This is a genomic window from Caenimonas koreensis DSM 17982, from assembly GCF_009646335.1.
GTDB lineage: Bacteria > Pseudomonadota > Gammaproteobacteria > Burkholderiales > Burkholderiaceae_C > Ramlibacter > Ramlibacter koreensis.
On the sequence record NZ_WJBU01000014.1, the window covers coordinates 1 to 23,489 of the forward strand.

Here is a 23,489-nt window from a genome sequence, read left to right on the forward strand (position 1 = left end):
GACGTCCGGTGGCCGATTCACGCAGGTAAAGAAGGGAGCCCGGCCTCGTGGCCGGCGGAATGACACGGAGTGAATCGGCCACCGGACGGCCGCGGCCCGCCCCGAACAGCGATAGCGCACTGAACAGCGACACCGCACTGAACAGCGATAGCGCCCTTAAATCATCAGCCGCAAAGAAGACTACTTCTTGTCGCGCAACTCGCGCCGCAGGATCTTGCCCACAGGCGTCTTGGGCAAGTCAGTGCGGAACTCGACGACCTTCGGCTGCTTGTAGCCGGTGAGATTGGCGCGGCAGAAGTCGCGCACCTGCGCTTCAGTGAGCGACGGATCCTTCTTCACGATCACGAGCTTCACGGCTTCGCCCGTCTTGTCGTCGGGCACACCAACCACGGCGCATTCCATCACGCCAGGCAGCGTGGCAACCACGTCTTCGACCTCATTCGGATACACGTTGAAGCCGCTGACCAGCACCATGTCCTTCTTGCGGTCCACGATCTTGTAGTAGCCCCGCGCATCGACCGTGCCGATATCGCCCGACTTGAAGTAGCCATCGGGCGTCATGACCTTGGCCGTCTCGTCGGGGCGCTGCCAGTAGCCGGCCATGACCTGCGGGCCCTTGATCGCGATCTCACCGGGCTGGCCCATCGGCACTTCATTGCCGTCGTCGTCGAGCAGCTTGAAATACGTGCTGGGCAACGGCACACCGATGGTGCCGGTGAATTCTGTGCTCGTGGGCGGGTTGCAACTGGCCGAAGGCGAAGTCTCCGACAGGCCATAGCCTTCGACGATGGGGCAGCCCGTTTTCTCGAGCCACTGCTTGGCGACCGCGCCCTGCACGGCCATGCCGCCGCCGAGGGAGACCTTGAGGTTCTTCCAGTTCACGGTGTTGAAATCGGGATGGTTCGCCAGCCCATTGAACAGCGTGTTGACCGCCGGGAAGCTGTGGATCGTGTGCTTGGACAGCTCCTTGAGCACAGCGGGCAGGTCGCGCGGATTCGGGATCAGGATCAGCTTTCCGCCCGTGCGCATCGACAGCATCATGCCCACCGTGAACGCGAAGATGTGATACAGCGGCAGCGCGCACACGCTGGTCGGCTGCTCGTTTGCAGGCACCTTTTCCATCACCGGCTTGTTGAAAGCCTCGGACTGCAGCACGTTCGCGATGATGTTCTTGTGCAGCAGCACCGCGCCCTTCGACACGCCTGTTGTGCCGCCGGTGTATTGCAGCACGGCCACGTCTTCGAACTTGATGTCAGGCTTCTTGAACGAGCCGCGGCGGCCTTGTGCCAGCGCGTCGTTAAAGCGCACGGCGCCTGGCAGGTTGAAGGCCGGCACCATCTTCTTTTTGTTGCGCACCACGTAGTTCACGAGTGCGCCCTTGAGCATGCCCAGCATGTCGCCGAACGCGGCCAGCACAATGTGCTTGACCGGCGTGCTGGCAATGCACTGCTCCAGCGTATTCGCGAAGTTCTCGATGATCACGATGGCCTTGGAGCCCGAGTCCTTCAACTGGTGTTCGAGCTCGCGCGGTGTGTAAAGCGGGTTCACGTTCACCACCACGAAGCCTGCGCGCAGGATGGCTGCGACTGCCACCGGGTACTGCGGCACGTTGGGCATCATGATGGCCACGCGATCGCCTTTGACCAGGCCCAGGCCCTGCAGGTAGGCGGCGAGCAAAGCGCTCAGCGCGTCGGTCTGTGCGAAGGTCACTTCCTTGCCCATGAAGCTGTAGGCGACGCGGTCGGCGTACTTGGTGAACGCCTCGTCCATCAGCTGGACGAGCGAGGTGTACTGCGTGGGGTCGATATCCGCCGGCACGCCTGGCGAATAGGAACTGAGCCAGGGGCGGTCGGTGTTGCTGTTGCTGATTACGGCGCTCATCGGTGTGTCTCCAGGTCCCGGTTTGTCTTGCGGGCATTGTCCTCTGGGCGCTTCACGGGTTTCCCCTTGTTTTCCCTATGACGCTCTGGGGAGGCGTACCTACGACGGAGGGAATTTGGGGGCGCCCCAGTGGCCGGAGCGCTCGCTTGTTCAGGGCACTTCGTCTGTTCAGGGCTGCTCGCGGCAGGCGGACTCTGGCGCGGCCTCCTGCTGTGACGGTTTGCGCTAGTCGCGCAAACTCCGCTTTGAAATTTGTCTTCAGGCCGGCGCAAAAGAACTCCCTGCGAGTTTGCAAGCAAACTCTCCGGTCAAACAGCTTTTGCGAGTCAGATTACGTGTCGCGCTAAAGCGCGATCCGGCCTGAAGACAAATTTCAAAGCCGCTCACAGAAGTCGGCCACGCCAGAGTCCGCCTGCCACGAGCCAACGGCTGCGCTTGATCAACGAGACACCAACCGCTCTGTGTCTTATCGGTTTGTGCGCGCAGCAATTGGCCGCGAACGCCTTTCGCTCGACCGCACTGCTCTCCAATCCCAGGCAATGCGAAGCGAGCCGAGACTTGAGTCAAACACCCCCCCGTTGGTGAACTCGCGGCAGGTGGACTCTGGTGGGGCGATTTCTTTTGTGGCTTCAAGAATTGGCTTGAAGCCGGATCGCGCTTTAGCGCGACTTGTGAACTGACTTGCGAAAGCTGTTTGAACGGAGCCTTTAGGCGCAGTGAGTTCTTTCGCACCGGCTTCGAGCCAATTCTTGAAGCGACGTTTGCGCGACAAGCGCAAACCACAAAAGCATGAGGCCCCGCCAGAGTCCACCTGCCGCGAGCGCCCCGAACAGACAGCCAGAGTCCACTTGCCGCGAGCGCACTGAACAACAGCAGCAGCAATCAGCAATCAACCCTTCAACGCCGCAAGCACCTCATCCAGCATCTTCTTGGCATCGCCGAACAACATGCGATTGTTGTCCTTGTAGAACAGCGGGTTGTCGACACCCGCATAGCCCGAAGCCATGCTTCGCTTCATCACGATCGACGTGCGCGCCTTCCACACCTCCAGCACCGGCATGCCGGCAATCGGGCTGGTGGGGTCGTCCTGCGCAGCAGGGTTCACGATGTCGTTCGCGCCGATCACCATGGTCACGTCCGTCTCGGGGAAGTCCTCATTGATCTCGTCCATCTCCAGGACGATGTCATAGGGCACCTTGGCTTCGGCCAGCAGCACATTCATGTGCCCCGGCATGCGGCCCGCAACGGGGTGAATGCCGAAGCGGACATTCACGCCGCGCTCGCGCAGCAGCTTGGTGATTTCATAGACCGTGTGCTGCGCCTGCGCCACCGCCATGCCATACCCCGGCACGATGATCACGCTCTTGGACTCACGCAGCATTTCTGCAGTTTCCTGCGCGTTGATCGGCGACACCTCACCCGCCGGCTGCGCACCCGCGCCGCTTGCCGCCGGCGCGCCGCCACCTGTGCCGAAACCACCCGCGATCACGCTGAAGAAGTTGCGGTTCATCGCCTTGCACATGATGTACGACAGGATCGCGCCGGACGACCCGACGAGAGCGCCCACCACAATCAGCAAGTCGTTCGAGAGCATGAAGCCCGTCGCCGCAGCGGCCCAGCCCGAATAACTATTGAGCATCGAGACGACCACCGGCATATCGGCGCCGCCAATGGCCATCACCATGTGCACGCCAAAGAGCAGCGCGATCACGGTCATCACGATCAGCGGCGTCATGCCGGCCTGGATGGTCGGTGCGTTCATGAACTCGCGCGCGAACCAGACCACGACCAGCAGCCCGGCGAGGTTCATCAAGTGCCGCCCCGGCAGCAGCAGCGGCTTGCCGCCAATGCGGCCAGACAGCTTGCCGAAAGCGATGATGGAGCCAGAGAACGTCACAGCGCCGATCAGGATGCCGACATAAATCTCCATCTCGTGGATGGCCTTTTCGGCGCCCGTGAATTCAATCGACGTATCGACATAGCTCGCGAAGCCGACCAGGCACGCGGCCAGGCCGACAAGGCTGTGCATCAACGCGACGAGCTCGGGCATCTGCGTCATCTGCACCTTTTTCGCTGCGATGAGGCCGACACTGCCGCCCACGACGAGCGCACCGACGATCCACGCGTAGCCAGCAGGCGTGACGCGCGGACCGAGCACCGTGGCGACCACGGCAAGCGCCATGCCGATGATGCCGAAGAGATTGCCGCGACGCGCGGTCTCGGGGTTGGACAGGCCACCCAGGCTCAGGATGAAAAGGATGGTGGCGCCGATGTAGCAGATGGTGGCGAGGCTGGAGGTCATGTTCTTGTTCTTCTCGCTGTTATTTGCGGAACATTGCCAGCATGCGACGCGTGACCGCGAAGCCGCCGAACATGTTGACGGCCGTGAGCGCAAGCGCGAAAACGGCCAGGCCCAGAATCAGTTGCGAGGGCCTGTCGGCATTCGCGCCGGTGAGCGGCGGCGCGATCTGCACCAGCGCGCCAAGCGCGATGATCGACGAGATCGCGTTCGTCACGCTCATGAGCGGCGTGTGCAGCGAAGGCTTCACGTTCCAGATCACCATGTAGCCGATGAAGCACGCGAGCACGAACACCGTGAAGTGCGACAGGAAGCTTGCGGGCGCATACAAGCCCACCAGCAGGAACAGCAACGCGCCGCCGCCGAACACCATGGCGAGCGACTTGCCGTCCATCGGCTCGCTCTCGCCATGGCCGTGGCCCTTGGCCGCTGCTGCCGCCACGACCGGCTTGGCGGCTGGCGCCGCGGGAAGCTTCAGCGGTGGAGCGGGCCATGTCACCGTGCCGTCCTTGATCACCGTGAGGCCGCGGATGGCGTCGTCTTCCATGTTGACAACGACGACGCCGTCCTTCGCCTTGCACAGCTCTTCGGCCACGCGCAGCAGGTTGTTCGAATAGAGCGTGGACGACTGCTTGGCCAGGCGGCTGACGAGGTCGGTGTAGCCGACGATCGTCACGCCGTGCTTGACCACGGCCTGACCCGGCTCAGTCAACTCGCAGTTGCCGCCGTTCTCGGCCGCCATGTCCACGATCACGCTGCCCGGCTTCATCGACTGCACCATCGCGGCGGTGATGAGTTTCGGCGCAGGCTTGCCCGGGATGAGCGCCGTGGTGATGATGATGTCGGCGTCCTTGGCCTGCTGCGCGTACATCTCGCGCTGGGCCTGCATGAAGCCTTCGCTCATGACCTTGGCGTAGCCGCCGCCGCCCGAGCCTTCTTCCTCGTAATCGACCTTCACGAACTCACCGCCTAGCGACACGACCTGGTCCGCCACTTCAGCGCGCGTGTCGTTGGCACGCACGATGGCGCCCAGGTTGGCTGCCGTGCCGATGGCCGCCAGGCCTGCAACGCCCGCGCCTGCGACAAAAACTTTCGCTGGCGGCACCTTGCCCGCCGCCGTGATCTGGCCATTGAAGAAGCGGCCGAAGGCGTGCGCTGCTTCGATCACCGCGCGGTAGCCGCTGATGCCCGCCATCGACGTGAGCGCGTCCATCTTCTGTGCGCGTGACAGCTGGCGCGGCAGCGAGTCGATCGCCAGCACCGTTGCCTTGCGGGCGGCGAGTTGCTGCATCAGCTCGGGGTTCTGGGCGGGCCACACGAAGCCGAGCAGCATGCCGCCTTCGCGCATCAACGCGACTTCCTGCGGGCTGGGCGCGCGCACTTTGAAAACGATATCGGAGCTGGCCCACAGGTCGGCAGCGGTCGGCACGATTCGCGCACCTGCAGCGGCATACGCGTCGTCCGCGAAATTCGCTGCGTCACCGGCGCCGCTTTGCACCGCGACGGCAAACCCGAGCTTGACCAGTTTCTCGACTACATCGGGCACAGTTGCAACGCGCTTTTCGCCTGCTGCCGTTTCGGCTGGAACGCCTATCTGCATGCGGTGTCTCCTCGGGTCATATGGGGCTGACCCGCGAGCTTACATCAGCCTCTGCCGCGAAACCGCATGGCCCCCTGACGCGTCACTTCCGCCAGCAGCCGCTCGCGCGCCTGCTTCTCGCGCAGCCAGCGCGCGTCGTTCGTGCCCAGTTCCGCATCTTCGCCGAGCAACTGCACGCCGGCACTGGCGCCCAGCTGGCGCGCATGGTCGCCAATGGCCCGCAAGGTCATGGCGATGCGCTCGCGCAGCGGCATGTGCAGCCCGGTCACTGGATCGACATACACCGCATCCAGCCCGAAGCGGCAGGCCTGGAAGCGGTTGTAGGTGTAGACCATGTAGTCGTCTTCGACGGGGATGAACGGCTGCTCGTGCAGGAACCACGACGCCAGCGACTGCACGAATCCCGCAAGCGCCGCCGCGCGCTCGACGGTCAGGGGCGTGTCGAACACCCGGATCTCGATCGTGCCGTACTCGGGCTTGGGCCTGATGTCCCAGTAAAAATCCTTCATGCTCTTGACGACGCCGGTGCGCGTGGTCTTGGCAAAGAACTTGCCGAATTCGTCCCAGCTCAAGGTGTAGGGCGCGCGGCCCGACATCGGAAAGGCAAACACGGAATTCAGCCGCGCCGAATCAAACTGCGTGTCATGCCCCTGCACATACGGCGACGAAGCCGACAGTGCAATGAAGTGCGGGATGTAGCGCGACATGCGATGCAGCATCAGCAGCGCCGAATCCGCATCCGGGCAGCCCACGTGGACGTGCTGGCCGAAGATCGTGAACTGCTTGCTGAGGTAGCCGTAGAGCGCCGACAGCTCGTGAAAGCGGGGCTTGTCGTAGATGCGCCGCTCGTGCCACTGCTGGAACGGATGCGTGCCACCGCCGACAACGGCGATATTGAGCTTGTCGGCACATTTCACCAGCGCATCGCGGATCTGCGAGAGCTCGGCCAGCACCTGGGAGGACGACTGGCACACGCCCGTCGATATCTCGATCATGGCCGACGTCATCTCCGGCACGACGGCGCCGGGCAGCTCGAAATTCGCCATCAGGCGAAGCATTTCATCGGAATACGGCGCGAGGTCGTAGTCGTGTGTGTTCACGAGCTGCAGCTCCAGCTCAACACCCAACGACAGCGCGGCGGACTGCTGGAACGGCTCGAGCGCCAGTGGCTTGTAGCTATCCACGCGTGTCTCCTGGTGCGGCGAAGGGCGGAGCGAACGCGCCTGGGGCCTGCACTGTGGGCGGGGAGCCGCCTGGCAGTGGCTCGGCTGCCCGCTGGCGCGAGCTTTCCCCTGCGCGGTAAATGGCAAACGTCGTGATGATCGCGCCGACCACCTCCATCAGCAGGATGGCGGGCAGCGCGATGCTCGCGATGCGCGGGCCCTGCTCGGGCAGTGTCGCCACAAACTGCGACACGAGCAACAGCGCCACCGACGACATCGGCGACATGGCACAGCCGGTATAGATCGCCTGCTTCCAATTGGTGCCGCTGCCCCAGTTCGCGGCCGACACGCCAATGATCTTTGCGGCTGCACGCGCCAGCACCACAGCGCCGACAAGGCCCGCGACAGCGGGGTTCCAATCGGCCTTGGCCGCAACCACCGAGACCAGCACGAACATCAGCAGCATCAGCATCGACGCCGCAATGCCCAGCTGCCGCGGCCACGTCCACGGGCGCGGGTTGAGCTGCTTGAGCAGCATGCCGCACAACAGAGCGGCCAGCGGCGCCGAGCCGCCGAAGTGCGCCGCAAGCGCCGTTGCTGCCGTCAGCAACGAGATCAACAGCATCGACGTGTTCTCGCTGGTCGGGCTCATCACGCGCAGCGCCATACGCAGGGCCAGCGCCAGAAACGCGCCGACGACGAACGAGACGCCCAGCACCACCAGCACCGGAAACAGTGTTTCAGTCATGGACTGCTCACCGCGGTTGATCACGCCGGTGCGCGCGCTGACCAGCGTGAAGGCATAGAGCGTGCTGAGCGTGGCCAGCACCATCGCGCGTTCAGTCACGGGGCCGGACGCGCGCGTATCCATGATCACGCGGCTGAGCACGGCGGGCGACGCGGCCATCGCCACCAATGCCACCGCTTCGGCGACAACCGGGCGCACATCAAACCAGCGCAGCGCGTAGTACACCAGCAGCGCCGTCAAGGTCGATTCGGCGACGCTTTGCAGCAGCACCATCGGGTTGTGTCGGAACCAGCGCAGCGAGATGCGCCCGCCCGCTTCGAACAACACGACAGACACGCCCAGCTCGAGCAGGAACAGCGCCGTGCCCTGCAGCGGCCAGACCGCACCCGTAAAGCCGCCCAGGCCGGCGAGCGCGCCTACGAGCGAATAGCCCACCACCTTGGGCAGGCCGACATGCCGCTGCAGAAGATGGCCCGCCGCTGCGGCGACGGCCATCAGGATCGACCATTGAACAGTGGGCAGGCCGGCCGATGGCCGGATCCACTCGGCCCACACGGCCATGATTTCATTCATGTGCTTCCCCCCGGGCGCACTCTAACCCACGGGATATGGCCCAGCTGTAGGACAGTGCCCTGAATACCAGCTCTTCAGTGCAGCGTGCGCGTGGCGCCGTCGTCCAGCGCAAAGGCAGGGATCTCGACGTCGAAGCGCTCGCCGTCGTCCGCCACAAAGAAAAAGCTGCCGTGCATCGAGCCGGTTTGCGTTCTCAGGCGGCAGCCACTGCCGTACTGGAACGACTCGCCGGGCTTGAGCATGGGCTGGTGGCCGACCACGCCCAGCCCCTTCACTTCCTCGATCTCGCCGGCGGCGTTGGTGATGATCCAGTGCCGCGAGATGAGTTGCGCAGCGACCTCGCCCGTATTGGTGATCGTGATGGTGTACGCGAAGCCGTACACCGACTGATCGGGCGCCGAATGCTCCGGCAAGTACTGCGGCATGACCTCGATGCGGAACTGATACTTGGACATGGCGTGGATCGTAACGCCGCCTGGCAACCAGCGTGGCCGGTGTGGTCAGGCGGTTCGTAGAATGGCGCCATGACCAACAGAGCCTTCCGCATTGCGCCTTCCATCCTCTCGGCTGACTTCGCGCGGCTCGGCGACGAAGTCAAGAGCGTCATCGCTGCAGGCGCTGACTGGATCCACTTTGACGTGATGGACAACCACTACGTGCCCAACCTCACGTTCGGCCCGATGATCTGCTCAGCCTTGAAGCCGCACGCAAAGACGGCGGATGGGCAGGCAGTGCCGATCGACGTGCACCTGATGGTCCAGCCTGTCGATGCGCTGGCGCAGGCGTTCGCGCAGGCGGGCGCCGACTACATCAGCTTCCACCCCGACGCATCGGGGCACGTGCATCGCAGCGTGCAGGCGATTCGCGCAGCAGGCTGCAAACCCGGCCTTGTGTTCAACCCGGCGCAGCCGCTCGATGTGCTCGACTGGACCATCGACGACATCGACCTCATCCTGATCATGAGCGTGAACCCCGGCTTTGGCGGCCAGAGCTTCATCGACTCCGCGCTGCGCAAGATCGAGCAGGCGCGCAAGCGCATCGACGCGTGTGGCAAGGACATCCGGCTCGAAGTCGATGGCGGCATCAAGACAGACAACATCGCGCAGGTGGCAGCAGCCGGTGCCGACACGTTTGTGGCGGGCAGCGCGATCTTTGGCAAGAGCGATTACCGCGGCGTGATCGACGCGATGCGCGTGGCGCTCAAAGGCTAGCGCTGCAGCTCATAAGCGCGGTCCATCGGCGCACGCTTGTCCGTGTCGACCAGGCCGCGGTCCAGGTCTTTTTTCGCCTGCTTGCCTACTTCCTGCGTGGGCGCATCGCCCGCCTCCTGGCTGCTGGCGGATTCGTCCCGCTCATGCGGTGCACGCGGAACGCGCTGCTGTCGCTCCGCTTGCCCTTCACCTTGCGCGGGAACCGTTTCGCCACCTGAGTTGTCGGGTTTTGTCATGAACGAATGCTGAAGCTCACCGGGCGGCATCGCGAGTAGGACGTGCGCGCGACTCACGAGCCTTGACGCTCGGCCATTTGTGGGAGCCGTCCTACCGCGCAACAGCGGCCCGACCTGCACAGCCGCTCGCCGCTCCACTACGGACGTTGCGCATGAGTTTGCGTAGAGTAGGTCACGACAAATTGCTTGGCTGCAGCACCTGCGCGGCGGCAACCACCATCACCAGGAGTCCACCGAATGGCGCAGTCCAAGCAGGAAGCCCAGCGTAAATCCAAGGCCGGCGAAGCAGCCCAGGCCAAGCAAAAGCAGCTGGAGACATTCAGCCAGGCGGGCGAGAACCTGCTCACGACCAACCAGGGTGTTGTCATTGCCGACAACCACAATTCGCTGCGTGCAGGCGCTCGCGGCCCGACGCTGCTCGAAGACTTCATCCTGCGCGAGAAGATCACGCACTTTGACCACGAGCGCATTCCCGAGCGCGTGGTGCATGCGCGCGGAGCGGGCGCGCACGGCTTCTTCGAGCTCACCAAGTCGCTCGTCGAATACACGCGTGCCGATTTCCTGCAGGAAGTCGGGTTGAAGACGCCCGTGTTCGCGCGCTTTTCAACCGTGGCGGGCTCACGCGGTTCGGCCGACACGGTGCGCGACGCGCGCGGCTTTGCCGTCAAGTTCTATACCCGCGAGGGCAACTACGACCTGGTGGGCAACAACATTCCGGTGTTCTTCGTGCAGGACGCGATGAAGTTCCCCGACCTGATCCACGCCGTCAAGCCCGAGCCGCACCACGAAATGCCGCAGGCCGCGAGCGCGCATGACACCTTCTGGGACTTCGTCTCGCTGATGCCCGAGACCACCCACATGCTGATGTGGGTGATGTCCGACCGCGCCATTCCGCGCAGCTATCGCATGATGGAAGGCTTTGGCGTCCACACCTTCCGCATGATCAATGCCAGGGGTGTGTCCCACTTCGTGAAGTTCCACTGGAAGCCCAAGCTGGGCAAACACGCGCTCGTCTGGGACGAAGCGCAGAAGGTCGCCGGCAAGGACGCCGACTTCCATCGCCGCGACTTGCACGAAGCCATTGCCAATGGCGACTTCCCGGAGTGGGAACTGGGCCTGCAATTGATCCCCGAAGCGAAAGCCGAGTCTCTTGGTTTCGACTTGCTCGACCCCACCAAGCTCATCCCCGAAGAGATGGTGCCGGTGCAGATCGTCGGCCGGCTCGTGCTCAACCGCAACCCTGAAAATTTCTTTGCCGAGACCGAACAGGTCGCCTTCCATCCGGGCCATGTGGTCCCTGGCATCGACTTCAGCAACGACCCGCTGTTGCAGGGCCGCCTGTTCTCATACACCGACACACAGCTCTCGCGCCTGGGCGGTCCCAACTTTCACGAGATCCCGATCAACCGCGGCGTGTGCCCGTTCCACAATTTCCAGCGCGATGGCATGCACCGCATGCTGGTGGCCAAAGGGCAGGTCGCGTACGAGCCGAACACGCTGGCGAGCGGCGCCGAGTTCCGTGTGGATGGCGGGGAGCAGGGGTTTCGAAGCTACCCGCAGGAGATGGAGTCGCCCAAAGTCCGGCTGCGCAGCGCCACCTTCGACGACCACTTCAGCCAGGCCTCGTTCTTCTGGAACAGCCAGAGCCCCAGCGAGAAGGAACACATCATTGCCGCGTTCCAGTTCGAGCTGTCGAAGCTCGATTCGGTCGCGATCCGCCAGCGCATGGTGGACAACCTGGCGCATGTGGATTCGAAGCTGGCCCGCAAAGTCGCCGATGGCATCGGGATTGCAGCGCCCGACGCCAAGGCCGCCGCAGGGCGCGCGGGGTTTCGCAATGTGCGCAACAAGCTGCCGATCGAATCGTCGGCTGCGCTGAGCATGGAGGCCAACGCCAACGTGCCGGCAAGCCTTGCCATTGCCACGCGCAAAGTGGCGATCCTCGTTGCGAACGGCGTCGAGATCGGCGCGATGCGAGCGGTGCAGACTGCATTGCAGGACGCGGGCGCGACGTGCCGCATCGTGGCCGATCAACTGGGCAGCGTCGCGACCTCGTCGGGCCAGCAGCTCACGGTGGATCACACGTTCACCAACATGCCGTCGATCATGTTCGACGCCGTACTGGTGCCCAGTGGGGCGGCCAGTGCAGAGCTTTTACAGCGCAATGGCGCCGCGGTGCACTACGTGCTGGAGGCATACAAGCATTGCAAGGCGATCTGCCTGATCGGCGAGGCAGCGGCCCTGTTGCACAGCGTCGGCATCACGGGCGATGGAGCCGGTGCGGCAGTACCCGGTGTGGTGATCGGCACGAACGACCCGGCAGGCAGGGCGCAACTCGCGCAGGATTTCATTGCCGCCATTGCACGGCATCGCCACTTCAGCCGGCCGGACATCGACGCGGTGCCTGCGTAAGCTGTGTCGCGCAACCTGGCGGCGCACAATCACCAGGCAACCCATTTGCGCGCCGCCTCCATGCCTGACACCCACTCCACCGCGCAAAACCACCTGCTTGCTGCACTGGGGGCTGCGGAATACGAGCGCGTGGCAGGCGACCTGGAACTCGTGCCCATGCCGCTCGGGCTGGTGCTCAGCGAGTCCGGCGGCGTCATGGAGTACGTGTACTTCCCCACGACCTGCATCGTCTCGCTGCTGTATGGGCTCGAAGACGGATCGTCCGCGGAGATCGGCGTCGTTGGCAATGAAGGCATCGTCGGTATCGCCGTGTTCATGGGCGGCGAGACCATGCCCAGCCGCGCCGTCGTGCGCAGCGCCGGGCACGCATACCGGCTGAAGGTCAAGCTGCTGCAAAAGGAATTCAATCGCGGTGGTGCTTCGATGCGCCTGCTGCTGCGGTACACGCAGTCGCTCATCACGCAAATGACACAGACTGCGGTATGCAACCGGCACCACTGCGTGGAGCAGCAGCTGTGCCGCGCCTTGCTGGTGAGCCTGGACCGCATGTCAGGCACTTCGCTGTCGATGACGCAGGAGCTGATTGCCACCATGCTCGGCGTGCGGCGCGAAGGCGTGACCGAGGCCGCAGGCCACTTGCAGCGCCAGGGGCTCATTCGCTACAGCCGTGGCCATATTGACGTGCTCGACCGCGAGGGTCTTGAGAAGTCTGTCTGCGAGTGTTATGCGGTGGTCAAGCATGAATTCGACCGCCTCATGTGCGACATACCGGGCGCGCGATCCCAGGGCCGTGAGAGCCCAGCGCGAACGCCGTAGCCCAAGGCTGCTGCAGCACCTCGCATGAGACCCGCCACAGCACGTAGGACGTGAGGCCGAACGAGCGCCTAAGTGCGCCAGCGTACAGAGCAGGCCGTGCTGGCCCGGTATCTTGGCTCGACTGAATTTTCAGATCGAACAAGGATTTCCATGAACCGCTCCCTCATCCTCATCTGCGCCGCTGGCGTCATCGCCCTGACGGCCTGCCAGAAAGAAGTGGTCGTTCCGCCCACCGTGGTCACCGTCCCCGCCGCCGCTGGCGTTCCTGGCCCTGCGGGTGCAACCGGCGCTGACGGCGCAACGGGCAGCACGGGCAACACTGGAAGCACCGGCGCCACGGGTGGCACCGGCAGCACCGGCAGCACCGGCAGCACCGGCAGCACTGGCAGCACGGGCGCCACCGGTGCCACCGGCGACACCGGCCAGCGCGGCCGCACGGGTGACACACTGGTCGTGATCCCGGCTGCTCCCGCATCACGCTGAGCTCGCGCTGCGTGCGCCACCGCACAGACGGCTAGCCTGCGCGACGGCACGATGAGCGCTCCATGCCCCACACCCTGCAGCCTGCAGCCTGCAGCCTGCAGCCTGGCTGAGGAGCTCACATCGCCACCAGTCCCGCACGCCTCACGGCCGTTGACGCCGACGCCTCGCACGTCGCTGACGCTGCTGTGGCCGGCTGGACAAGCGTGTACGAGGCCCTGTCGCCGATCATCGGGCAGGGCGGTGTTGCTGCGTTGTACATGCGCACTGTCCATCTGGCCTGTGCGCAATACCCGTGGCTCAGTGCGGTGTACGAAGCCTCCTTGCCCGCCGGAGATTTCACGGCGCTGCGCGCGGCAATGGCTGGCCAGTTCAGCGCACAGGCCACAGCAGCACACGATTCCATGATGCAGTCGCTTCATGAGCTGCTGCACAGCCTGATCGGCGCGTCATTGACAGCGCGCCTGCTGCCGCCCGTGCCGACACCTATTTCAGCCAGCCCCGCCGTGCAGGACCACCGTTCATGACCGAGCCCAAAGCCACCATCCAGCGCCTGAAAACCGGCGTGCCCGGACTGGACGAAGTGCTTGGCGGCGGCCTGCCCGAATTTTCATTCAACGTGATTGCCGGCTCGCCCGGCTGCGGCAAGACGACGCTCGCACACCAGATCCTGTTTGCGCTCGCCACGCCCGAGTGTGCGGCCCTCTACTTCACCGTGTTGGGCGAGCCCCCATTGAAGATGCTGCGCTACCAGCAGCAGTTCGATTTTTTCGACAACGCCAAGGTCAACGCATGCGTGCGTTTTGTGAACCTGGCCGATGAGACCGCCACAGGCGACCTGTCCACTGTGCTGGCCCGCATCCTGGCCGAGGTGCAGGCACACAGCCCCCGGCTGGTGTTTGTGGACTCGTTCCGCTCCGTCGTGCTCGCGGCAGACCACAAGAAGTCTTTCATGTCGCTGCAGGAATTCGTGCAACAGCTCGGCATGCTGATGACGAGCTGGCAGGCCACCACCTTTCTCATCGGTGAATACTTCACCGACAACGACCCGAACCCGATCTTCACAGTGGCCGACGGCCTGATCTGGCTGCGCCAGAGCGTGCAGCGCAACTCGGTCGTGCGCAAGATGGAAGTCGTGAAGATGCGCGGGCAGCCCACACTCGCGGGGCTGCACACCTTTCGCATGAGCGAAGCCGGCATTCACGTGTATCCGCCGCCGCAGTTCTCCGATGTATCCCACAGTATTTCCACCGCGGCCCATGGCGAGCGCGTGGGCATGGGTGTGCCGGGACTGGACGACATGATGGGCGGTGGCCTGCCGCGTGGCTACTCACTGCTTGTGGCGGGGCCCACGGGGGCCGGCAAGACCATCATGGCGTCGAGCTTTCTGGTGCAAGGCGCGCGCAGGGGCGAGACGGGCGTGATCGCAGCCTTCGAGCAGCGGGCCGGCAAGTCCGGCGGGACCGAACTGGCACGGCTGATCGAGGCAGGCCGTGTCGGTGTGGTCGACGCGCGTTCGCCGGGCCTGTCGGTCGATGAAATCGCCACACTCCTCATCGCAGAGATCAGGCGCCTGAACGCAACACGCGTGGTGATCGATTCCCTGTCGGGTTTCGAGCTGACACTTGCTCCCACATTCCGCGAAGACTTTCGCGAATCGCTCGCGCGCATGGTGTCGGCGCTTGCCAGCACAGGCGTGACGGTGATGATGACCTCGGAGCTCGAAGACCGCTACGACGACCTGCGCTTCAGTCCCTACGGCACCGCGTTCCTCACCGACGCGATCATCGTGCAACGCTATGTGGAAATCGGCAGCCGCCTGCTGCGCGTCATGGCCGTGGCCAAGGTGCGCGACAGCGCGCACTCCAACGAGCTGCGCACATACCAGATCGACGACGAAGGCATCCGCATCGGCGGGCCGCTCGAAGGCTATGAGGGCCTTCTGGGAGGCCATCCTTCCCTGCACCATGACCCGAACTCGCCCAACGCCAGCCGGCGCAGGTAGTCGCGATGGCCGACCTACCCGCGCCAGCAGCTGCCAGCGACGCGTCCGCTGCCGCGCAGGCGCTGGCTGTGCTGCACGAGCAGGCAGACGCCATGCGTGCAGACCTGGCGGCACTGCGCCAGGACCTGGCGCAGGTGGAGAGCGACTTCGCTCAATCGCCTGGCGTATTGATGCGGCAGGCGAACGAGCAGCTGGTGCTCGCCGCCATGCGCGCGGAGGCCCTGGCCGAAGCAGCCACCAGCCAGCTCGGCAAGCTGTCGCAGGCGGCTGCGCTTTCAGGCCTGGACGCACGGCCGCATGGAGCACCCGCGCTTGTCCTGGCGGGCGAGCAGAACATGCTGCGCCTGCGCCAGGCCAATGAACAACTCGTCATTGCCGCACTGAACTCCAAAGCGATGGAGAGCACGGCGCTCGAAGCGCACCATCGGCAGATCGCCTTCCTGGCAACCGTCGCGCACGAATTGCGCAATCCGCTCATGCCCCTGCGGCTGGCGGCTCTGATGCTGGACCGCGCACGCACGGACGACGTGGCCCACGCAAAATTGCAGGCGACGATCAAGGGGCAGGTGGCGCAAATGGCGCGGCTGATCGGCGACTTGCTCGACGGCTCGCGCATCACCACGGGCAAATTCCGGCTGGAACGCACACTGATCGATGTGTGCGACGTGATGATGCAGGTGATCGAGACGTGCCAGCCTTCAATGGACGAACACGGCCACCACTTCACGACCGACATCCCGGCCGGGCCGGTCATGATGCTCGGCGACACAGTCGGCCTGGTGCAGATCTTTGGCACCCTGCTGGAGAACTCATCCAAGTACACGCCGGCCGGCGGCGTCATTTCGCTGCGGATGGCTGTGCGCGGCGACGCTGTGATCATCGTCATCGCCGACAACGGCATTGGCATCACGGCGCGGGCGCTGCCGCACGTGTTCGACATGTTCGTGCGCGACGCGCATGCCACGGCGGTCAACGAAGGCGGACTGGGCATCGGCCTGGCCGTGGTGCGCGAACTGGTCACCGCCCATGAGGGGCTGGTGACTGCCGTGAGCAAAGGCCAGGGGCTGGGCAGCGAGTTCACGGTGACGCTACCGCTGGCACCCCTGCATCCAAAACCCGGCTGAAGTGGTCGCAAGTGAGCCGTCTGCGCCGGCGGTGCTGACAGCGCTTAACCGATGAAGGTCAGCACGTCTTCAAGCACGGGCGCCATCCATCGCAGCGGCTTGCCGATAGATGCGACGAGCGTCACGTGGCTTGCGCCATCGATCAGGCGGTAGCGCACGCGCGCGCCCGCTGCCTCGAGCTTGCGGCCCAGGCCCATGGTGCTGCGCTGCGGATTGACCGTGTCGTCCTTCGAGCCTGCCAGCAGCAACGCGGGCGGTGACGCTGTTGCGTGGTTGATTGGCTGCGTGTCGGGCAAGGTTGCGGGCCAGTTGAAGGCCACTTGCGCTTGCGGGTTCACGATGGGCAGGAAGTCGTACGGGCCAGCGAGGCCGATCCAGCCGGCGAGCTGCTTCGGCGCGAGGCCGGCCTCACCGAGCCAGCGCGCATCGAGCGCGAGCATCGCTGCGTTGTACGCACCTGCGCTGTGGCCCATCAGGTACACACGCGACGGCGCTGCGCCGAGTTCGCCTGCGTGGTCGAACGCCCATTTGACGGCTTGCGAACAGTCCTGCAGGAAGACCGGATAGCGCACCTGCGGGCTCAGTCGATAGTCGGCGATCAGCGTGGCGACGCCATGGGAGGCCAGCGCTTCCCCGACGAAACGATAGTCAGCGCGCTCGCCACTCGACCAGCTGCCGCCATAGAAGAACACGACCAGCGGCATGCCGGCCTTGTTCTCAAGCGGCAGGTACACGTCGAGCCTTTGCCGCGGGTCCGCGCCATAGGCCACGCCCTCACGGCTGCGGTAGGTGCTGCTGGGCACCAGCGCGTTCAGCAGGCCAGCGCCGGAGCAGGCAGCAAGCGGCGCCGTCAGCAAGCCCATCAGGCCCGCGCGGCGTGTCATGGGAAAAGAATTGGAGTCCACCCGTCGTGTACGCGGTGGACAGGCCCGCGGATTCAGGAGACGCGAACGATCTTCAGCATGTTGGTGCCGCCTGGCGCACCCATTGGCTCGCCACACGTGATGGCGTAGATGTCGCCGGTGGCCATGATGCCGCGCTGCTTCAGGTGAGCCTCGGCATCAGCCAGCGCCATGTCGCGGTCGGCGCTCTGGTCCATCAGCAGCGGCCGCACATTGCGGTACAGCGCCATCTTGCGTTGCGTGATCAGCTTGGGCGTCAGCGCGTAGATCGGGATGTGGATGCGGTGACGGCTCATCCACAGCGGCGTCGAGCCGGAGTCGGTCAGCGCCACGATCGCCTTGCAGCCGAGGTGGTGCGCCGTGAAGAGCGCGCCCATCGCGATCGACTGGTCGATGCGGCTGAAATCCATGCCGGTGAAGTCGGCGTCGAGCTTCACGTCTTCGGCCTTTTCTGCTTCCACGCAGATGTTCGCCATTTCGATGATCGTCTCGAGCGGGTAGCGGCCCGCGGCGGTCTCGGCGCTGAGCATCACGGCGTCGGTGCCGTCGAGCACGGCGTTGGCCACGTCGCTCACTTCAGCGCGTGTGGGCACGGGCGCGTTGATCATCGACTCCATCATCTGCGTCGCCGTGATCACCACCTTGTCGTGTTCGCGTGCGAGGCGAATCATCCGCTTTTGCAATGCCGGCACAGCGGCATTGCCGACTTCAACCGCGAGGTCGCCGCGCGCGACCATGATGCCGTCGCTGGCCTTCAAGATCGATTCGAGATTGGGGATGGCTTCGGCACGCTCGATCTTGGCGATCAGGCCCGGCTTGAAGCGATATTCAGCGCCCGCCACATTGCACAGCTGGCGCGCCATTTCCATGTCGGTGGCGTTCTGCGGGAAGCTCACGGCCACGTAGTCGGCCTGGAAGCTCATCGCGGTGCGGATGTCTTCCATGTCTTTCGCAGTGAGCGCGGGCGCCGTGAGGCCGCCGCCCATCTTGTTGATGCCCTTGTTGTTCGACAGCTCGCCGCCGAGCTTGACGGTGGTGAGCACCTGCTCGCCCCGCACGGCATCGACGATCAGCACGATCAGGCCGTCGTTGAGCAACAGGTGGTCGCCAGCTTTCACATCGCGCGGCAGTTCCTTGTAGTCCAGGCCTACACCGTTGATATCGCCAGGCTCGGTGCGCGATGCATCCAGCACGAACTTCTTGCCTGGCTCCAGCAACACCTTGCCTTCGGCGAACTTACCGACGCGGATCTTCGGGCCTTGCAGGTCGGCCATGATCGCGACTTCGCGCCCCGCGCGAGTCGCGGCGGCGCGCACGAGCGTTGCACGGTCGATGTGGTCTTGCGCCTTGCCGTGGCTGAAGTTCAGCCGCACGACGTTCACGCCGGCGCGGATCATTTGCTCCAGCAGTGCAGGATCGCTCGACGCGGGCCCGAGGGTTGCAACGATCTTGGTAGCTCTACGGGCCATGTCTTGGGCTTTCAGCATTGGTGGGGCAAAGAGCCATTCTCGCCCAAGCGTGTGTCAACTGTTTCAACTGTTGGCGCGCTTTTGCAGGATCTCGAAAGCCGGCAATGTCTTGCCTTCCAGCACTTCAAGGAACGCGCCGCCACCGGTGGAGATGTAGCCGACGTCTTTTTCAATGCCGTACTTGGCAATGGCAGCCAGTGTGTCGCCGCCGCCGGCGATGCTGAACGCATCGGACTTGGCGATGGCACGTGCGATCGTCTCGGTGCCGTGGGCGAATGCGTCGAACTCGAACACGCCCACAGGGCCGTTCCACACGATGGTGCCGGCGGCCATGAGCTGTCTGGCGAGGCGTTCAGCCGTCTGCGGGCCGATGTCCAGAATCAGGTCGTCGTCTTCGACATCGGTCGCGGCCTTGATGGTGGCCTTCGCGTCGGCGGCAAAGGTCTTGGCTGTGACGACATCAGTCGGGATAGGCACATCGGCGCCGCGCGCCTTCATCGCCTCGATGACGGACTTGGCCTTGTCGATCAGGTCAGGCTCGGCGAGCGACTTGCCGATCTTCAGGCCCGCAGCGAGCATGAACGTGTTGGCGATACCGCCGCCGACGATCAGCTGGTCGACGTTCTTCGCAAGCGCTTCGAGGATGGTGAGTTTGGTCGAGACCTTGGAGCCGGCAACGATGGCGGCGAGCGGCCGCTTCGGGTGCGCGAGGGCTTTGGTGATCGCGTCGATTTCCGCCGACAGCAGCGGGCCGGCGCACGCGATCTTCGCGAACTGGGCGATGCCGTAGGTGGTGGCTTCGGCGCGATGGGCGGTGCCGAATGCGTCGTTCACGTAGATGTCGCACAACGCGGCCATCTTCTTCGCAAGCTCAGTATCGTTTTTCTTCTCGCCCTTGTTCACGCGGCAGTTTTCGAGCAGCACGACCGTGCCCGGCTGCACGGTGACGCCATTGACCCAGTCGCGCACGAGCGGCACATCGCGATGCATCAGTTCAGACAGGCGCCTGGCAACAGGCGCGAGCGAGTCTTCGGGTTTGAATTCGCCCTCGGTGGGCCGGCCCAGGTGCGACGTGACCATCACGGCCGCGCCGGCCTTCAGCGCCATCTCGATGCAGGGCACCGATGCACGCACGCGCGTGTCCTCGGTGATGTTGCCGTCATCGTCCTGCGGCACATTGAGATCGGCTCGGATGAAGACTCGCTGGCCGGCAACGCGGCCCTGGTCGCACAGGTCTGAAAAGCGCAGGATGTTCATGCGCCGATTTTACGAGGCGAGCCTTGCAGAGCCTTACCAGCCCAGCCCGAGGTGCATGGGCAGGTACACCGCCATGCCCGCAATGATGGTGAGCAGCACGCTGTGCCGCCAGAAGTAAACGAGAGCACCCATCGCCGCGCCGTACACACGCGCATCGTGGAACGTCGTGATGAAGTGGCCGCCCTGCATCACGATTTCAGGCGCGAGCACGCCGGCAAGCGCTGCGACCGGTGCGTATTGCAATGCGCGATGGGCCCACTGGGGCAGCTCCCATGGCCTGTCGAGGATGAAGAAGAAGCAGCGCGTGAGCACGCTGATGCCGGCCAGGCCGATGATGACGGCGAGTGTCCACACATCGGTCGTGCCGCTGGCGGCCGTCATGCCGTGGGCTCCGGCGGTGGCGCGAGCTTCTTGTCCAGCACGAAGGCAATTGCCACAGTGATCGCAATGGCCGCGACGATGTTCAGCTTGAGCGGCAACGCGTACGTTGCAACTGCCGCAGCACCCGCGATCACAGCCGACAGCCTGCGCAACGGCGTGTTCGCCAGCGAGCACAGGATGCCGACCAGGCACAGCACGCCCGCAAAGCCCAGGCCCCACGACGTGGGAATGAGGTTGCCCAGCACGATGCCGATCACGCTGGAGGCCATCCAGCTGGCCCAAGTCACGAAGTAGTTGCCGCACAGGAAGGCCTCCTGCTGGTGCTGTTCTTCGGGTGTGGTGGGCGGATGCGGGAAGCGGCGCGTGAACATCGCGTAGCTCATGTCGGCCGTCATGAAACCGTTGACGAGGCGACGCCAGCGCGGCATGTGCATCAGGTAGGGCCGCAGGTGCAGGCTGAAGACGACGAAGCGCAGGTTCACGCAGAAAGCAGTGGCAAGAATCACCCACATCGGCGCCGACGCCACGATCAGCGGAATCGCGGCGAGTTGCGCGCTGCCTGCATAAACAAGGAGCGTCATGGCGAGTGCTTCGAACACGCTCATGCCTGACTTCACCATGGCAACGCCCGTCATCAGGCCCCACGCGGCGATGCCGGTTGCCAGCGGCAGCATGTCGCGCGCAGCCTCGCGAAAAGCGGGATGCGTGTAGTTGGCGCGAAGCAGAAACATGGCCTAGTGCGTCTTCACGCGCTTCATGGCTGCGCGGCTGCAGGCTGCTCGAAGGCCATGCCGGGCTTCAGGTCGAAGCCGCGAAGGAAGTCAGCGACGGCAAGGCGTTTGCCGCCGGGGCGCTGCACTTGCGTGACGCGAAGGACGCCTTGGCCGCATTGCACGTCGAATGAGTCGCCCGCGACAGCGATCACATGGCCACTGGCGCCGGTGGGGGTTTGCTGCGCAACTGCCTGCGCCTGCCACAGCTTGATCGTCTCGCCCGCCAGCACCGACGACGCGCCGGGGAACGCGTCGAATGCGCGAATGCGCCTTTCGATGGCGATGGCGCCGTGCGACCAGTCGATTGCCGCCTCGGCCTTGTCGATCTTGTGGGCGTACGTGACGCCGGCATTGGGCTGCTTGACGGGCTGCAGGCCGCCGCAAGCCGCGAGTTCGAGCGCCTCGACGATCAGCCTTGCGCCCAGCGCGGCAAGCTTGTCGTGCAGCGTGGCGGTCGTGTCGTTGTTCGCAATGCGGATTCGCTCGACCAGGAGCATGTCGCCGGTATCCAGGCCCGCGTCCATCTGCATGATGGTCACGCCCGTCTCTTCGTCTCCCGCTTCGATGGCGCGATGAATCGGCGCGGCCCCGCGCCAGCGCGGCAGCAGCGACGCATGAATGTTCAGGCAGCCAAGCCGTGGTGCATCGAGCACCCACTGCGGCAGGATCAGGCCGTACGCCGCGACCACCATCACGTCGGCTTGCGCGGCAGCTATGGCCTCTTTCGCAGCGGCGGCTTCGTCGGGGAATTTGCCATCGAGCCGCAGGCTGCGCGGCTGGGCGACTGCCATCCTGTGGGCCATGGCGAACTGCTTGACGGGCGACGCCTGCAATTTCATGCCGCGGCCAGCCGGACGGTCCGGCTGCGTGAGGACGAGGGGAATCGTGAAGCCCGCGGCATGGAGCCGCTCAAGCGCCACGCGGGCAAATTCGGGAGTTCCCGCGAAGGCTACGCGCATCGATGAAGTAATTGGAGGATCAGGACCGGTCGTTGGGCGCGTTCACGAATTCCATGCCGGGGTGCGCACGCCGCACGACATTTTGCCCGTCGAGATACACCCAGAAGAACATGTCGCTGTGCTGGTTGTCGATCCAGCGGTAAGTCAGGATGGGCCCGTTCCAGCTTGCGACCGACTCCACGGACGCAGGCGGGCCGAATTCGCGCTCGACGTCATTGCGCGTCCACACACCGGGCTCGATGCGGTTGAAGTTGTCGATGGTCAGTGCCTGCCGCGAACTGGCGACTTTGCCGGCCGCGTCCATATCGACCATCCATGCATAGCGGCCTATGGGCTGCAGCGAATACTGCAAGCGCTCGGCTCCGTTGGGCAAGCGCACGATGCGTGTGGGCTGGCCCATTCGCTCAATCACTTGCTGGCGTGGTGTGCCAGGCGCGAGCTCGACACTTGCAAACGGCGAACTCGCACATGCCGCCAGGACGACGGCTGCGAGCAACGCAGATGCAATAGTCAGTAACTTCTTCATGGGGCAGGCGTTCAGGCGCGCTCGGCCTGGCGGCGTTCCTTGAGCATCTTGGTCTTGATGCGGTTGCGCTTGAGGGGCGAGAGGTATTCGACGAAGACTTTGCCCAGCAAGTGATCCATCTCATGCTGGATGCATACCGCCAGCAGGCCGTGCGCGTCGATGATGCGCTCCTTGCCCTGGCCATCGAGGGCCTTGACCTTGACGGCTTGTGCGCGCTCCACGCCGTCGTAGATGCCGGGCACGGACAGGCAACCTTCGTCAGTCACCTGTTTTTCGTCGCTGGCCCAGACGATTTCCGGGTTGATCAGCACGATAGGGTCGTTGTGGTCTTCAGACACGTCGATCACGACGAGCCGCTCATGCACATCAACCTGCGTGGCAGCCAGGCCGATGCCTGTTGCGTCGTGCATGGTCTCGAGCATGTCGCCGATCAGGCGCTGGATGCGGGCGTCAACCGCCGCGACAGGCTTGGCCACGGTGTGCAGGCGTGGGTCGGGATATCGGAGGATCGGAAGCAGGGCCATGGTGTCGCTATTTTCGCCACTTTTGCCCGCACGGGCAGAAGCCAAAGGTGATAAACGTTGCCCAATCAAGGGCTTGAGCGCAGAATTGCCAGTACTTTGTCAAGACTTTCGGCCCAACCGGCGCATGCCCGGCAGCCGTCACGAAAGCCA

Annotated in this window: 22 protein-coding genes; 7 read left to right on the top strand and 15 right to left on the bottom strand. The window is 64.4% G+C overall.

What is annotated here, in order from left to right:
- Positions 1-180 precede the first annotated feature (180 nt).
- The 6 genes from GHT07_RS14790 to apaG all read right to left on the bottom strand — a co-directional run bounded on the left by GHT07_RS14790 (position 181) and on the right by apaG (position 8,719).
- The gene (locus GHT07_RS14790; protein ID WP_153585878.1) at positions 181-1,881 is read right to left on the bottom strand and encodes a long-chain-fatty-acid--CoA ligase; all 1,701 of its coding nucleotides are present in this window, start codon (positions 1,879-1,881) and stop codon (positions 181-183) included.
- Positions 1,882-2,770: 889 nt separating this feature from the next.
- Positions 2,771-4,183 carry a Re/Si-specific NAD(P)(+) transhydrogenase subunit beta gene (gene pntB / locus GHT07_RS14795; RefSeq protein WP_153585879.1) on the bottom strand — a complete coding sequence of 471 codons (1,413 nt, stop codon included), beginning with the start codon at positions 4,181-4,183 and terminating at the stop codon, positions 2,771-2,773.
- Between the two features lie 19 nt (positions 4,184-4,202).
- On the bottom strand, positions 4,203-5,780 hold the full coding sequence (locus GHT07_RS14800; RefSeq protein ID WP_153585880.1) for a Re/Si-specific NAD(P)(+) transhydrogenase subunit alpha: 1,578 nt from the start codon (positions 5,778-5,780) through the stop codon (positions 4,203-4,205).
- Between the two features lie 44 nt (positions 5,781-5,824).
- Positions 5,825-6,946 carry a YbdK family carboxylate-amine ligase gene (locus GHT07_RS14805; RefSeq protein WP_153585976.1) on the bottom strand — a complete coding sequence of 374 codons (1,122 nt, stop codon included), beginning with the start codon at positions 6,944-6,946 and terminating at the stop codon, positions 5,825-5,827.
- A 10-nt stretch (positions 6,947-6,956) separates the two neighbouring features.
- A complete protein-coding gene (locus tag GHT07_RS14810; RefSeq protein WP_153585881.1) occupies positions 6,957-8,264 on the bottom strand; it encodes a cation:proton antiporter in 1,308 nt (435 codons plus the stop codon).
- Between the two features lie 74 nt (positions 8,265-8,338).
- Positions 8,339-8,719 (bottom strand): Co2+/Mg2+ efflux protein ApaG, encoded by a 381-nt coding sequence (gene apaG / locus GHT07_RS14815; protein ID WP_153585882.1) that lies wholly within the window; start codon positions 8,717-8,719, stop codon positions 8,339-8,341.
- Between the two features lie 69 nt (positions 8,720-8,788).
- Between apaG and rpe the strand changes: the two genes are divergently transcribed.
- Positions 8,789-9,475 (top strand): ribulose-phosphate 3-epimerase, encoded by a 687-nt coding sequence (gene rpe, locus GHT07_RS14820; protein ID WP_153585883.1) that lies wholly within the window; start codon positions 8,789-8,791, stop codon positions 9,473-9,475.
- Here the strand turns inward: rpe and GHT07_RS14825 are convergent.
- Complete coding sequence (locus tag GHT07_RS14825; RefSeq protein ID WP_153585884.1) at positions 9,472-9,711, bottom strand: hypothetical protein; 240 nt, start codon at positions 9,709-9,711, stop codon at positions 9,472-9,474. The two genes, rpe and GHT07_RS14825, sit on opposite strands and share 4 nt — an antisense overlap.
- Positions 9,712-9,948: 237 nt before the next feature.
- Between GHT07_RS14825 and GHT07_RS14830 the strand changes: the two genes are divergently transcribed.
- The 6 genes from GHT07_RS14830 (at position 9,949) to GHT07_RS14855 (ending at position 16,548) form a co-directional block, all read left to right on the top strand.
- Positions 9,949-12,123 (top strand): catalase, encoded by a 2,175-nt coding sequence (locus GHT07_RS14830; protein ID WP_153585885.1) that lies wholly within the window; start codon positions 9,949-9,951, stop codon positions 12,121-12,123.
- Between the two features lie 60 nt (positions 12,124-12,183).
- Complete coding sequence (locus GHT07_RS14835) at positions 12,184-12,939, top strand: Crp/Fnr family transcriptional regulator (RefSeq protein ID WP_153585886.1); 756 nt, start codon at positions 12,184-12,186, stop codon at positions 12,937-12,939.
- Positions 12,940-13,089: 150 nt separating this feature from the next.
- Entirely contained in the window at positions 13,090-13,422 is a 333-nt protein-coding gene (locus tag GHT07_RS14840) for a collagen-like protein (RefSeq protein WP_153585887.1), read from the top strand.
- A 185-nt stretch (positions 13,423-13,607) separates the two neighbouring features.
- The gene (locus tag GHT07_RS14845; protein ID WP_153585888.1) at positions 13,608-13,946 is read left to right on the top strand and encodes a hypothetical protein; all 339 of its coding nucleotides are present in this window, start codon (positions 13,608-13,610) and stop codon (positions 13,944-13,946) included.
- Positions 13,943-15,424: an ATPase domain-containing protein gene (locus GHT07_RS14850; protein WP_153585889.1), complete on the top strand. Its 1,482-nt coding sequence runs from the start codon at positions 13,943-13,945 to the stop codon at positions 15,422-15,424. Before GHT07_RS14845 ends, GHT07_RS14850 begins: the two co-directional genes overlap by 4 nt.
- Positions 15,425-15,429: 5 nt before the next feature.
- The gene (locus tag GHT07_RS14855; RefSeq protein ID WP_153585890.1) at positions 15,430-16,548 is read left to right on the top strand and encodes a sensor histidine kinase; all 1,119 of its coding nucleotides are present in this window, start codon (positions 15,430-15,432) and stop codon (positions 16,546-16,548) included.
- Between the two features lie 44 nt (positions 16,549-16,592).
- Here the strand turns inward: GHT07_RS14855 and GHT07_RS14860 are convergent, their stop codons facing one another.
- From GHT07_RS14860 to def, 8 genes are all read right to left on the bottom strand, one after another.
- Positions 16,593-17,432, bottom strand: coding sequence for an alpha/beta hydrolase (locus GHT07_RS14860; protein ID WP_153585891.1), 840 nt, complete (start codon positions 17,430-17,432; stop codon positions 16,593-16,595).
- Positions 17,433-17,485: 53 nt separating this feature from the next.
- Complete coding sequence (gene pyk / locus GHT07_RS14865; protein WP_153585892.1) at positions 17,486-18,919, bottom strand: pyruvate kinase; 1,434 nt, start codon at positions 18,917-18,919, stop codon at positions 17,486-17,488.
- Positions 18,920-18,982: 63 nt separating this feature from the next.
- Positions 18,983-20,176, bottom strand: a complete 1,194-nt coding sequence (locus tag GHT07_RS14870; protein WP_153585893.1) for a phosphoglycerate kinase — start codon at positions 20,174-20,176, stop codon at positions 18,983-18,985.
- Between the two features lie 33 nt (positions 20,177-20,209).
- Positions 20,210-20,557: an AzlD domain-containing protein gene (locus GHT07_RS14875; RefSeq protein ID WP_153585894.1), complete on the bottom strand. Its 348-nt coding sequence runs from the start codon at positions 20,555-20,557 to the stop codon at positions 20,210-20,212.
- Positions 20,554-21,288 carry an AzlC family ABC transporter permease gene (locus GHT07_RS14880; RefSeq protein ID WP_153585895.1) on the bottom strand — a complete coding sequence of 245 codons (735 nt, stop codon included), beginning with the start codon at positions 21,286-21,288 and terminating at the stop codon, positions 20,554-20,556. The genes GHT07_RS14875 and GHT07_RS14880 overlap by 4 nt, the downstream gene beginning before the upstream one ends.
- 23 nt (positions 21,289-21,311) lie before the next feature.
- Complete coding sequence (gene fmt / locus GHT07_RS14885; protein WP_153585896.1) at positions 21,312-22,289, bottom strand: methionyl-tRNA formyltransferase; 978 nt, start codon at positions 22,287-22,289, stop codon at positions 21,312-21,314.
- A 19-nt stretch (positions 22,290-22,308) separates the two neighbouring features.
- Entirely contained in the window at positions 22,309-22,815 is a 507-nt protein-coding gene (locus tag GHT07_RS14890; protein WP_153585897.1) for a hypothetical protein, read from the bottom strand.
- A gap of 11 nt (positions 22,816-22,826) precedes the next feature.
- Positions 22,827-23,339: a peptide deformylase gene (gene def / locus GHT07_RS14895; protein WP_153585898.1), complete on the bottom strand. Its 513-nt coding sequence runs from the start codon at positions 23,337-23,339 to the stop codon at positions 22,827-22,829.
- Between the last annotated feature and the right edge of the window lie 150 nt (positions 23,340-23,489).